The sequence below is a fragment of the Hymenobacter sp. genome (assembly GCF_031398885.1).
In the GTDB taxonomy this organism is placed as follows: Bacteria; Bacteroidota; Bacteroidia; order Cytophagales; family Hymenobacteraceae; genus Hymenobacter.
The window spans coordinates 39,201-49,849 of sequence record NZ_JANNOD010000129.1; the positions used below are offsets into that span (position 1 = coordinate 39,201).

Below are 10,649 nucleotides of genomic sequence, written 5' to 3' on the forward strand. Positions count from 1 at the left end.
GAGAAATCAGTTGGCTAGGCGAGCAGTGCTTGGCAGCGTCCACAACCAGCAGGCGTAACGGCCTACGGGCCGGTGCGGGAGTTGAGGGAAAGTGGCTTGTACTTGCGCGGAATCAGCAGAAGTGGTGGTGAGTATGTAGCCCGGCCCCCGTAGTTTCCTCAATTCATTAGGCGGTATTATCTGCGCCGAGCGGGGGTAAGCCAGTAGATAAAACCGCAACGAGGCGTTGTACCCCGGCTGTCCCCCTACGGCCGTGAGGGGTCGAAAAGACTGGTAGAAACCAGTTGGAGCCACCACCGCCAACGGAGCAGGCGGCGCCGCTTCCCGGCCGAGCGCCCGCAGGCCGTAGCCGGGCCTCACCTCGGCCTCTTTATCGGTCCAACCAGTTCGAACCACGCGCCAAATGGTGGCTAACGGCGACACGACGAGCAGTACCACGAAGACAAAGCGCAGCCCCGTACGCAGGCTGCTATTCGGCTTGACGAGGAGGTAGACGGCGCGGGCCAAGCGAGGTGCTCCCACGCCAATGACAATGGCCAGCCACGGGTAGGCCGGCACCGCGTACCAGGCTATTTTGGTTTTGGCCACTGACAGCACCAGCAACAGCGACATTGCCCATGCTAACGCAAACCACGCCACGCGCCGGGCGCGGGCATCGGGGTGGCGCACGGCGAAAGGAATGGCTGGCAACACCAGGTAGACCCAAGGCAAAAACTTGCTCCGGGTCATTTCCTTAACGTAGTAATACCACGGGCCGACGTGGTCATCCAGAACTGTCGCAAACCGACCGCTCAGCTCATTTGCGTCGACGGCTTGCCAGTAGCCAGGAGCGAGCTGCTCCCGCGTGTAGTACCATCCCACCGCTGCCGCGCCCCACAGCAGCAGCGTCAACCACAGCCAAGGCGACAGGAGCAACCGGCGCCCACGGGGCAGCACCAGACAGTACAGCGCAACGCCGGGCAAAGGCAGGAGAGCGGCTACCCCCTTGGTAAGCGTCGCGGCAATTAATCCCAGGCCCACACCCAGCCACCAGCGACGCCGGCCGGTTTCCAGCAATAGCAGCAGCGATACACCCGCGCCGAGCTCCGCCAAGGTCAGCAGGGCATCATAGTCGCCGCTGCGGCCGTGGTGTTCGCCCACGTAGCCCAAGGCGCTGATGATGACAATGCCAGCAATTAAGCCACTCACGGGCCGTCGCAGGAATTTGGCCAGCAACCAATAAACCAAGCCGATGCTGGCCAGCGCCGCCAGCGCCGCCGGCAAGCGAATGGCCCATTCGGACGGGCCGAGTAGTAGAATGAGGCCGGCTTGCAGCCAGACCATGAGCGGCGGCTTGGTGTTCCACAGGTCGGGCTGGAACCCGTACGTGACGACAAACCAGTTGCTGCGCTGCGTCATTTCGATGGCGCTGACAGCTAGGCGCGCTTCGTCCCATTGCCGGAGCGTAAGGCCCGCCAGGTCAGCGAGCAGCCCAATGGCCGCGCCAATGCCTACCAGGAGGCCAGCGCGGCGTCCGAGGTAACGAAATTCAGGTAGGGTCCGAGTCATTCAAAAAGCAGCGCGCCAATCTTCGCGGCCCCCGAGCTGCCGATAGTAAGCAGAGTCGGTTCGGGTTTGGAAAAGCGTATGCGCCAAAAAGCGCACATACAACGCAGACGCAAAGATGAACCCACTCGCTGATTCCGGCGACGCAAGAACGCAACTAACGCGGCTAAGGGCCTCACCAGGAGAATATTTCGACGCTACTTTTGGAATTTCTCATTTGATTCCTTAGCTTTGCACTCCCTTAGCGAAAACGGCATTCGGCCGTTTTCTTTTTGTGTCATTTTATCAGTAACAGAATGCCTGGCATCATCGGTAAGAAAATCGGTATGACAAGCCTCTTCACTCCGGATGGGAAAAACATTCCCTGCACGCTCATTGAGGCGGGTCCGTGCGTAGTGACGCAGGTTAAGACTATCGCGAATGACGGCTACACCGCCATTCAAATTGGGTACGGCGAGAAGAAAGTGAAGAACACCACCAAAGCTTTGGTAGGTCACTTCACGAAAGCCGGTACGACCCCCAAGAAAAAATTGGTTGAATTCCGCCTCGACGCCGAATCGACCTACGCCGCTGGCGCCACCATCGATGCTACTCTTTTCGAAGAGGGCGAGTTTGTTGACGTAGTGGGCACTTCCAAAGGCAAGGGTTTCCAGGGCGTTGTAAAGCGTTACAACTTCCAGGGTGTTGGTGGCCAGACCCACGGCCAGCACAACCGCCTGCGTCACCCCGGTTCGATTGGTGCTTGCTCCTGGCCTTCGCGCGTATTCAAAGGAATGCGCATGGGTGGCCGGATGGGCAACGACCGCGTGAAAGTGCAGAACCTGAAGGTGATGCGCGTAGTAGGCGACAAGAACCTGATTCTGGTGAGCGGCTCGATTCCCGGCGCGAAGAATTCTTACGTGGTAATCGAGAAATAGACTAGTACGATGGAACTCGCAGTATACAACCTCAAAGGCGAAGACACCGGCCGCAAAGTGACCTTGTCTGACGCCATCTTCGGTCTCGAAGTAAACGAGCACGTGATGTACCTGGACGTGAAGCAGTACCTGGCCAACCAGCGCCAGGGCACGCACAAGTCCAAGCAGCGGAACGAGGTGCACGGCACCACGAAGAAACTGAAGAAGCAAAAAGGTACGGGCGGTGCCCGCGCCGGCAGCATGAAGTCGGGTGTGTTCGTAGGCGGCGGCCGGATGTTCGGTCCGCAGCCTCGCGACTATAACTTCAAGCTGAACAAGAAGACCAAGCGCGTAGCCCGCCTCTCGGCCCTGTCGAGCCTGGCAAAAGATGGCAAAATCTCCGTGGTGGAGAACATTGCCATGGACGCTCCCCGCACCAAGGACTTCCTCGCCATCATGACCGGCCTCAAGCTGAACAATGGCAAAAAGACCATGCTCGTGACCGGTGAGGTCAACAAGAACGTCATCCTCAGCGCCCGCAACCTGCAGAAAGTGAAAGTGTCGACGCCCATCGGCCTCAACACCCACGACCTGCTGAACACGGACACGCTCCTGATTTCGGAAGACGGCATGGCTTCATTGGTTGAACTCTATAGCACCGCCGAATAATGAGCACCCTGAAACGCCCCATCGTTACCGAAAAGGCCACCGGCCTTAACGAGAAAGGTCGCTACACGTTCGAAGTGGAGCGCACCGCCAACAAAGTGCAAATCAAGAAGGACATCGAAACGCTGTACGGCGTGACCGTGACCGACATCAACACAATGCGCACCATTGGCAAAATCAAATCCAAGGGTACCAAAGGCGGCCAGGTTTCCGGCCGCCGGTCCAATGGTAAAAAAGCCATTGTTACTGTGAAGGACGGCGACGTCATCGACTTCTACAGCAACCTTTAAAAAGGAGCTAGAAGCTAGGAGACAGGACTTAGAATACAAATTCTAGCTTCCAGCTCCTAACTCCTAACTCCCCATTCCCCGCCGCAAAAGCACAACTAGCTAGTAATGGCACTTAAAAAACTCAGACCAACAACCCCAGGGCAACGCTTCCGCGTTGCGCCGGCGTTCGACGAGATTACCTCCTCGACCCCGGAGAAGTCCTTGATGACTTCCCTCCCCAAAACGGGTGGCCGGAACTCTTCCGGTAAAATGTCCAATCGCTATATCGGCGGTGGTCACAAAACCCAGTACCGTATCATTGACTTTAAGCGTGACAAAGCCGGTGTGCCGGCTACGGTGAAGACCATCGAGTACGACCCCAACCGCACTGCCCGCATCGCGTTGCTGAGCTATGCCGATGGCGAGAAGCGCTACATCATCGCACCCGCTGGCATGCAAGTGGGTACGACGGTCGTATCGGGTACGGGCGTGGCTCCCGAAGTTGGCAATACCTTGCCGCTGCGCGAGATTCCCCTCGGTACCATCCTCCACAACATTGAGCTGCAGCCTGGTCAGGGCGCGGCCATGGCCCGCTCGGCTGGCACCTACGCCCAAATCGTAGCCCGTGAAGAGCGTTACGCCACGCTGAAACTGCCTTCCGGCGAAATGCGCATGGTCCTCGTGACCTGCATGGCCACGGTTGGTACCGTTTCGAATGGTGACCACATGAACACCCGGATGGGCAAAGCTGGCCGGAACCGGTGGGCTGGTCGCCGTCCTCGTACCCGTGGCGTGGCCATGAACCCCGTCGACCACCCCATGGGCGGTGGCGAAGGCAAGTCGTCTGGTGGTCACCCGCGCAGCCGCAACGGTCTGTTGGCGAAAGGCTTCAAGACCCGCGACAAGAAAAAGCATTCGGAGAACCTCATTGTGAGCCGCAAAGGCAAGAAGTAATATATGGCACGTTCACTCAAAAAAGGGCCGTACATTGACTTCCGGCTGGAAAAGAAAGTCACGGCACTCGAAACGGCTGGTAAGAAATCGGTGGTGAAGACCTGGTCGCGCCGCTCGATGATTTCCCCCGATTTCGTTGGCCACACGTTCGCTGTTCACAACGGCAATAAGTTCATCCCGGTGTATGTGACCGAGAATATGGTGGGGCACAAGTTGGGCGAATTTGCCCCGACGCGTAACTTCCGTGGTCACGTCGCCAAAAAAGATAAAGGCAAGCGCTAAGATGGAAGCAGTAGCAAAACTCCGCAATGTGCCGACCTCGCCTCGTAAGATGCGACTGGTGGCCGACCTCGTGCGCGGCAAGAAAGTGACCCAGGCCCTCGGCCTGTTGCGCTTCGAAGCCAACATCGGCGCCGAGAAGATTGAGAAACTGCTCCTTTCGGCCTTGGCCAACTGGCAGCAGCACAACGAAGAAGAGCGGATTGAGGACGCAAACCTCTACATCAGCGAAATCTTCGTGGACGAAGGACGCCAGCTGAAGCGCCTGCGCCCCGCCCCCCAGGGCCGTGGCCACCGCATCCGCAAGCGCAGCAACCACGTGACGCTGAAAATCGACACGAAAGCGGAGAAGCTCGGCAGCAAAGGCGCCAAAGCAGCCACCACCACTGAAGAAACCCCTAAGGCCGACGCCAAATCCTAAGTTAATATGGGACAGAAAGTAAATCCGGTTGGCTTCCGCTTGGGAGTAATCAAAGGCTGGGACTCCAACTGGTACGGCGGCAAGGACTTCGCCGAGAAATTGGTGGAGGACGAGAAAATCCGTAAGTACATCAATGCGCGCATTCAGAAAGGCGGCATCAGCCGCATTGTGATTGAGCGCACCCTGAAGCGCATCACCATCACCATCAACACGGCGCGTCCGGGTGTGGTAATCGGTAAAGGCGGCCAGGAGGTTGACAAGATTAAGGACGAGCTGAAGCAAATCACCAGCAAAGACGTTCAAATCAACATCTTCGAAATCAAGCGTCCGGAGTTGGATGCCAAGCTGGTAGGCGAGAGCATCGCCCAGCAGCTGGCCGCTCGTATCTCCTTCCGTCGCGCCATGAAAATGTCGATTCAGGCCGCTATGCGTGTTGGTGCCGAAGGCATCAAGATTCAGTGCGGTGGCCGTCTCGGCGGTGCGGAGATTGCCCGTTCGGAGCAGTACAAAGAAGGTCGTACGCCGCTGCACACGCTGCGCGCCGATATCGACTACGCTCTGTCGGAAGCTCAGACTGTGTATGGCAAAATTGGCATCAAGGTGTGGGTAATGCGCGGTGAGGTGTTCGGCAAGCCCGACCTCTCGCCCAACCAGCAGCTCACCAACCCCGGTGGCGACGCCGGTGGACGTCGTGACGACCGTGGCCCCCGTGGCGAGCGTCGTGAAGGCGACCGCGGCCCTCGTCGTGACGGTGGCGCTGGCGGTGCCGGTGGCCGTGGTGGCAACGACCGTGGCGGCAATGCCGGCGGTGGTGCTCCCCGCGGCGACAACGCCGGTCCCCGCCGCAACGGCCCCGCCGCTGGTGGTGGAGCCGCCGGTGGTGCCGCCCGCGGCCCGCGTCGCTAATTTATTCGGCTGGTTGTAGAGACGCATATTTGCGTCTCTGCGCTAGAACGAATGCCGCACTAATCTAGTTGGCGCGGTCCCGGAGACGCAAGTATGCGTCTCTACATCCCCCAAGAATCTTTTTTAAATTTCAATCAAATGTTACAACCGAAAAGGACCAAGTATCGCAAGATGCAAAAGGGTCGCGTAACAGGCCTGGCCTACCGCGGCAGCTCCATAGACTTCGGTTCGTTCGCTATCAAGTCGCTGGAGGTTTCTTGGATTACGGCTCGCCAAATTGAGGCTGCCCGTATCGCCATGACCCGTGCCATGAAACGCGAAGGGCAAGTATGGATTCGCATTTTCCCCGACAAACCCATTACCAAGAAGCCGGCTGAAGTGCGGATGGGTAAGGGCAAAGGCTCGCCCGAGTATTGGGTAGCCTGCGTGAAGCCGGGTCAAATCATGTTCGAGTCGGACGGCGTATCGCTGGAAGTAGCCAAAGAGTCGCTGCGTCTCGCGGCTCAGAAGCTGCCGGTTCGTACTTCATTCGTGGTTCGCCGCGACTACACGGACGCTGCCTAAGTCATGAAGAACAAGACCGACCACAAAGGCCTTTCCGCCGAAGCGCTGAAAGAGCAAATTAAAACCGAGCAGGCTACGGGCCAGCAGCTGCGTTTCGCCCATGCGATTTCGCCCCTGGAAAACCCGGCCCGCCTCAAGGCCAACCGTAAAAACGTCGCCCGCTTGCTCACCGAGCAGACGCGTCGGAACAACGAGCAGGCCGCTAACCCCGCTTAATTCCGATGGCAACCGACGCAACAACCCAAGACCAAACCACTGCCGAAGAAGCCTCGCGCAACATGCGCAAGGAAATCACCGGCAAGGTGACGAGCAGCAAGATGGACAAGTCCATCACCGTGGCTGTGGTGCAAAAGCAGAAGCACCCCAAGTACGGCAAGTTCGTGACCAAAACCACGAAATTCCACGCCCACGACGAGAAAAACGAGTGCGGCGAAGGCGACACGGTGCTCATCATGAGCACCCGTCCGCTGAGCAAAACCAAGCGGTGGCGCCTAGTAGAAATTATTGAACGCGCTAAATAATCTAATTCGATGATACAGCAAGAATCCCGCCTGACGGTGGCCGACAACAGCGGCGCCAAGGAAGTCCTCTGCATCCGCGTTTTGGGTGGCACGGGCAAGAAATACGCCAGCGTTGGCGACAAGATTGTGGTGGCCATTAAGTCGGCCATCCCTTCCGGCAACGCCAAGAAAGGCACCGTGAGCAAGGCCGTAGTAGTTCGTGTGAAGAAGGAAGTGCGCCGCAAAGACGGTTCGTACATCCGCTTCGACGACAACGCCGCCGTGTTGCTCAACAACAACGACGAGCCCCGCGGTACGCGCATCTTTGGCCCCGTGGCCCGCGAGCTGCGTGAGCGTCAGTTCATGAAAATCGTATCCCTAGCCCCCGAAGTACTCTAAATCATGGCTATCAGAAAAGCAGACCCCGTGCAACTGCACGTAAAGTCGGGCGATACCGTGAAGGTGATTGCTGGCGACGAAAAGGGCAAATCCGGCGTAATCAAGTCGGTAAACCGGGTAACCCAGCGCGTCATCGTTGAGGGCCTGAACCTGGTGACGAAACACAACAAGCCGAGCGCCAAATCGCCCCAGGGCGGCATCACCAAGATGGAGGCGCCCATGCACGTGAGCAACGTGCAGGCCATCAACCCCACCACCGGTGAGCGTGTGCGCAAAGGCGCCGCAGCTGCTGCAGCCCCCGCTGCCGCGCCTGCCAAAGCCAAGCGCGCCACTGCCAAGAAAACGGCGTAACCCGCCCCCCTACTCATGGCCCGTCTCAAAGACATTTACAACAAAGACATCGTACCCGCGCTGCAGGAGAAATTCCAGCTGAAAAGCGTGATGCAGGTACCCCGTGTCACCAAAATCTGCATCAACCGCGGCATTGGTGCCGCAGTAGCTGACAAGAAATTGGTGGACAACGGCGTGGAAGAGCTGACGGTCATCACCGGCCAGAAAGCCATTGCCACCATTGCTAAGAAGTCTGTCTCGAACTTTAAGCTCCGCGAAGGCATGCCCATCGGTGCTAAAGTGACCCTGCGCGGCGAGAAAATGTACGAGTTCATGGACCGCCTCCTGACGGTGGCCCTGCCCCGCGTGCGTGACTTCAAAGGCATCAACGACAAAGGCTTCGATGGTCGTGGCAACTACACGCTCGGCGTGAAGGAGCAAATCATCTTCCCCGAAATCTCGATTGACAAAATTAAAGGCATCTCGGGCATGGACATCACCTTCGTGACCACCGCCGAGAACGACGAGCAGAGCTACGAGCTGCTCAAAGCCTTCGGTATGCCGTTCGCTAACGCTAAAAAAGAAGCTTAATCTCCCGAATCCATGGCCAAAGAATCCATCAAAGCACGGGAGCGCAAGCGCATTGCCACCGTGGCCCGCTACGCTGAGAAGCGCAAGGCTCTGAAAGCTGCCGGCGACTACGAAGGTCTCGACAAGCTGCCCAAAAACGCTTCGCCCGTGCGTTTGCACAACCGCGACATGATTGATGGCCGCCCCCGCGGCTACATGCGCAAGTTTGGCATCAGCCGCGTGCGTTTCCGCGAAATGGCCCTCGCCGGGAAGATTCCCGGTGTGACCAAGTCGAGCTGGTAGTATCCGGTTTAGGACAAACAAAAAAGCCTCTGAATAATCAGGGGCTTTTTTGTGCTCATGGGTATTCCTTGACCAAGACATAAGTAGTTGCTTTGGCATCAAGTAATCTGAGTATATTCTCACCTAATGAACCTTGGCTCATTGCTATGCTATAAACACCGTCTTGAAGTGTTGAGTTAGCTTTTATCCTTTTTGGAGTATGATTCATAACTTTTAATTCACTTCCACTTCTTGACCATTCGAACGTTTGCCTTATCCCGTTTGCACTTATTATTTGGCCTGTATGATTGGAGTCTAATATGACTGTTGGGCAAGCATTGCATACGATACGTGTAGTTGTCTGAGTGACTTGGCTCTTATAGCTTTTGTTTATCCATATGTGCTCAGTCGCTGACATGGTCCAAGCGCCTATCAACGAATCTGACGCTAAAGCTTTTTGCTCTGCCAATGGATTAAGTTGAGCATGGCAAAAATGAGGGAGTCTAATGGCGATAAAACAGATAATGATGCACAATTTTTTCATACTCAGAATAGGGAAGATTTGTACATCTAAATTTAGTAAGTCTTCATCCTATAATTTGTCAGATTGAAATAAAGATTCTCAATAGAGCCTGCCGCCCCTCCAAGTTTCTCCAGATGCGCGCCGGGCGGGTGGGGGAAAAGGCGAGGTGGGCCAGGAGCCGGCTAACGGGCACTTTGGCATATCGGGCCTTGGCTTGGGAATTTCTTTTGGAAGTCATCGTAGTATTGTGAATTGCAACTATGAAATAGAATACTGAACCCCCAACCATCTTTAACAATCTCTCATGGCCTTTTTTGAAAGCAACCGCGGCGGTGATAAGGCGCAGCCTCCGAAACCTAAGACCAGAACCCGGGAGTGGGCCGACTCGCTGATTTTCGCTGTTGTCGCAGCCACGCTGCTTCGTTGGTCGGCGGTGGAGGCCTACGTCATTCCATCGGAGAGCATGGAGCAATCCTTGATGGTGGGCGACTATCTGTTTGTGAGCAAGCTGCATTACGGACCCATCACGCCCCAAACGCCCTTGCAGGTGCCCCTTACGCACCAAACCGTGTGGGGAACGGGCATCAAAAGCTATTCTGACCTTATTCAGCTACCCACGTACCGATTTCCGGGTTTCGGCTCCGTTCAGCGCAACGACATTATTGTCTTCCACGTGCCGCATGAGCAGCCTTTGCCGGCCGATATGCGCACGCACCTAATCAAGCGGTGCATTGCGGTAGCGGGGGATGCTTTGGAACTGCGCGCGGGCCAGGTATTCCTGAACGGCCAGCCGGGGCCGGTAGCCGGCCAGCCCCAGACCACCTACTTCATGGCGGTGGAGGCTCCCAACGATGACATAAGGAAGGCTTTGCACGAACACGGCGTTGTGGACTACGCAGAGCCCGATGGCATTCCGCGGGTGGTTTCCGACGCCGCGACTGGTCAGGTAGGGTTTGTTATCAACTGCCCCGCCAGCGTAGCCGACTATTTTCGCAAGCAGCCCTACGTCAGGGCCCTTACTGTGACCGCGCCCGGGGTGGCGCTTTTCCCCGACGTGGCGGATTTTCATGGCACAGCCGCGACGAGCAACGCTCCCAACCGGTGGCAACTCGATAGCTACGGGCCGTTGCCGGTGCCCAAGAAGGGCCAAACGATTGCGCTAACGTCTGCGAACGCCGCGATTTACTACAAAATCGTGGCGCAGTACGAGCATAACCAGGGCATCAGTTGGAAGGAAGGCATGATTCAGCAAAACGGCCAACCGCTGACACGCTACACCGTGAAGCAGAATTATTATTTTATGATGGGCGACAACCGGCATAACTCGGAGGATTCGCGCTTTTGGGGGTTTGTGCCCGAAGACCATATCGTGGGCAAAGCCGTGTTTGTATGGCTTTCCATCGACCCTCACGCGGACTTCCTGCATAAAATCCGATGGAGCCGCATGTTCCGGTCAATCAGCTAAAAACAAGGTTGACTACTGGTTGACCGGGGCCGGAATAGTCAAAACGCAACCGGGGTTGCTCCACGCAGGAGCAACCCCGG

At 56.9% G+C, this 10,649-nt stretch carries 17 protein-coding genes; 15 read left to right on the top strand and 2 right to left on the bottom strand.

The window, feature by feature from the left end; all coding sequences use genetic code 11:
- Positions 1-6 precede the first annotated feature (6 nt).
- Complete coding sequence (locus tag RMO51_RS22455; protein WP_310398236.1) at positions 7-1,548, bottom strand: glycosyltransferase family 39 protein; 1,542 nt, start codon at positions 1,546-1,548, stop codon at positions 7-9.
- Between the two features lie 293 nt (positions 1,549-1,841).
- Between RMO51_RS22455 and rplC the strand changes: the two genes are divergently transcribed.
- The 14 genes from rplC (at position 1,842) to rpsN (ending at position 8,602) form a co-directional block, all read left to right on the top strand.
- Positions 1,842-2,462: a 50S ribosomal protein L3 gene (gene rplC, locus RMO51_RS22460; RefSeq protein WP_070727262.1), complete on the top strand. Its 621-nt coding sequence runs from the start codon at positions 1,842-1,844 to the stop codon at positions 2,460-2,462.
- A 9-nt stretch (positions 2,463-2,471) separates the two neighbouring features.
- A complete protein-coding gene (gene rplD, locus RMO51_RS22465; protein ID WP_310398238.1) occupies positions 2,472-3,110 on the top strand; it encodes a 50S ribosomal protein L4 in 639 nt (212 codons plus the stop codon).
- A complete protein-coding gene (gene rplW, locus RMO51_RS22470) occupies positions 3,110-3,397 on the top strand; it encodes a 50S ribosomal protein L23 (RefSeq protein ID WP_310398239.1) in 288 nt (95 codons plus the stop codon). Before rplD ends, rplW begins: the two co-directional genes overlap by 1 nt.
- Positions 3,398-3,502: 105 nt before the next feature.
- Complete coding sequence (gene rplB / locus RMO51_RS22475; protein ID WP_310398240.1) at positions 3,503-4,330, top strand: 50S ribosomal protein L2; 828 nt, start codon at positions 3,503-3,505, stop codon at positions 4,328-4,330.
- A 3-nt stretch (positions 4,331-4,333) separates the two neighbouring features.
- Positions 4,334-4,612 carry a 30S ribosomal protein S19 gene (gene rpsS, locus RMO51_RS22480; protein WP_068191730.1) on the top strand — a complete coding sequence of 93 codons (279 nt, stop codon included), beginning with the start codon at positions 4,334-4,336 and terminating at the stop codon, positions 4,610-4,612.
- A gap of 1 nt (position 4,613) precedes the next feature.
- Complete coding sequence (rplV, locus tag RMO51_RS22485; protein ID WP_310398241.1) at positions 4,614-5,030, top strand: 50S ribosomal protein L22; 417 nt, start codon at positions 4,614-4,616, stop codon at positions 5,028-5,030.
- A gap of 6 nt (positions 5,031-5,036) precedes the next feature.
- On the top strand, positions 5,037-5,936 hold the full coding sequence (gene rpsC / locus RMO51_RS22490; RefSeq protein WP_310398242.1) for a 30S ribosomal protein S3: 900 nt from the start codon (positions 5,037-5,039) through the stop codon (positions 5,934-5,936).
- 138 nt (positions 5,937-6,074) lie between these two features.
- Positions 6,075-6,500 (top strand): 50S ribosomal protein L16, encoded by a 426-nt coding sequence (gene rplP, locus RMO51_RS22495; protein ID WP_035567899.1) that lies wholly within the window; start codon positions 6,075-6,077, stop codon positions 6,498-6,500.
- A 3-nt stretch (positions 6,501-6,503) separates the two neighbouring features.
- The gene (gene rpmC, locus RMO51_RS22500) at positions 6,504-6,716 is read left to right on the top strand and encodes a 50S ribosomal protein L29 (RefSeq protein ID WP_310398243.1); all 213 of its coding nucleotides are present in this window, start codon (positions 6,504-6,506) and stop codon (positions 6,714-6,716) included.
- A gap of 5 nt (positions 6,717-6,721) precedes the next feature.
- Positions 6,722-7,021 (top strand): 30S ribosomal protein S17, encoded by a 300-nt coding sequence (rpsQ, locus tag RMO51_RS22505; RefSeq protein ID WP_310398244.1) that lies wholly within the window; start codon positions 6,722-6,724, stop codon positions 7,019-7,021.
- Positions 7,022-7,030: 9 nt separating this feature from the next.
- On the top strand, positions 7,031-7,399 hold the full coding sequence (gene rplN / locus RMO51_RS22510) for a 50S ribosomal protein L14 (RefSeq protein ID WP_035567895.1): 369 nt from the start codon (positions 7,031-7,033) through the stop codon (positions 7,397-7,399).
- Between the two features lie 3 nt (positions 7,400-7,402).
- Positions 7,403-7,750 (top strand): 50S ribosomal protein L24, encoded by a 348-nt coding sequence (gene rplX, locus RMO51_RS22515; protein ID WP_310398245.1) that lies wholly within the window; start codon positions 7,403-7,405, stop codon positions 7,748-7,750.
- 15 nt (positions 7,751-7,765) lie between these two features.
- Complete coding sequence (rplE, locus tag RMO51_RS22520; protein ID WP_310398246.1) at positions 7,766-8,320, top strand: 50S ribosomal protein L5; 555 nt, start codon at positions 7,766-7,768, stop codon at positions 8,318-8,320.
- Between the two features lie 12 nt (positions 8,321-8,332).
- Entirely contained in the window at positions 8,333-8,602 is a 270-nt protein-coding gene (rpsN, locus tag RMO51_RS22525) for a 30S ribosomal protein S14 (RefSeq protein WP_035567891.1), read from the top strand.
- A 55-nt stretch (positions 8,603-8,657) separates the two neighbouring features.
- Here the strand turns inward: rpsN and RMO51_RS22530 are convergent, their stop codons facing one another.
- On the bottom strand, positions 8,658-9,125 hold the full coding sequence (locus RMO51_RS22530) for a hypothetical protein (RefSeq protein ID WP_310398247.1): 468 nt from the start codon (positions 9,123-9,125) through the stop codon (positions 8,658-8,660).
- A gap of 283 nt (positions 9,126-9,408) precedes the next feature.
- Between RMO51_RS22530 and lepB the strand changes: the two genes are divergently transcribed.
- Positions 9,409-10,569 (top strand): signal peptidase I, encoded by a 1,161-nt coding sequence (gene lepB, locus RMO51_RS22535; protein WP_310398248.1) that lies wholly within the window; start codon positions 9,409-9,411, stop codon positions 10,567-10,569.
- Positions 10,570-10,649 lie beyond the last annotated feature (80 nt).

Coding starts and splice junctions, on each gene's coding strand:
- RMO51_RS22455 (WP_310398236.1), bottom strand. CDS start 1,548: ATGACTCGGACCCTACCTGAATTTCGTTACCTCGGACGCCGCGCTGGC.
- rplC (WP_070727262.1), top strand. CDS start 1,842: ATGCCTGGCATCATCGGTAAGAAAATCGGTATGACAAGCCTCTTCACT.
- rplD (WP_310398238.1), top strand. CDS start 2,472: ATGGAACTCGCAGTATACAACCTCAAAGGCGAAGACACCGGCCGCAAA.
- rplW (WP_310398239.1), top strand. CDS start 3,110: ATGAGCACCCTGAAACGCCCCATCGTTACCGAAAAGGCCACCGGCCTT.
- rplB (WP_310398240.1), top strand. CDS start 3,503: ATGGCACTTAAAAAACTCAGACCAACAACCCCAGGGCAACGCTTCCGC.
- rpsS (WP_068191730.1), top strand. CDS start 4,334: ATGGCACGTTCACTCAAAAAAGGGCCGTACATTGACTTCCGGCTGGAA.
- rplV (WP_310398241.1), top strand. CDS start 4,614: ATGGAAGCAGTAGCAAAACTCCGCAATGTGCCGACCTCGCCTCGTAAG.
- rpsC (WP_310398242.1), top strand. CDS start 5,037: ATGGGACAGAAAGTAAATCCGGTTGGCTTCCGCTTGGGAGTAATCAAA.
- rplP (WP_035567899.1), top strand. CDS start 6,075: ATGTTACAACCGAAAAGGACCAAGTATCGCAAGATGCAAAAGGGTCGC.
- rpmC (WP_310398243.1), top strand. CDS start 6,504: ATGAAGAACAAGACCGACCACAAAGGCCTTTCCGCCGAAGCGCTGAAA.
- rpsQ (WP_310398244.1), top strand. CDS start 6,722: ATGGCAACCGACGCAACAACCCAAGACCAAACCACTGCCGAAGAAGCC.
- rplN (WP_035567895.1), top strand. CDS start 7,031: ATGATACAGCAAGAATCCCGCCTGACGGTGGCCGACAACAGCGGCGCC.
- rplX (WP_310398245.1), top strand. CDS start 7,403: ATGGCTATCAGAAAAGCAGACCCCGTGCAACTGCACGTAAAGTCGGGC.
- rplE (WP_310398246.1), top strand. CDS start 7,766: ATGGCCCGTCTCAAAGACATTTACAACAAAGACATCGTACCCGCGCTG.
- rpsN (WP_035567891.1), top strand. CDS start 8,333: ATGGCCAAAGAATCCATCAAAGCACGGGAGCGCAAGCGCATTGCCACC.
- RMO51_RS22530 (WP_310398247.1), bottom strand. CDS start 9,125: ATGAAAAAATTGTGCATCATTATCTGTTTTATCGCCATTAGACTCCCT.
- lepB (WP_310398248.1), top strand. CDS start 9,409: ATGGCCTTTTTTGAAAGCAACCGCGGCGGTGATAAGGCGCAGCCTCCG.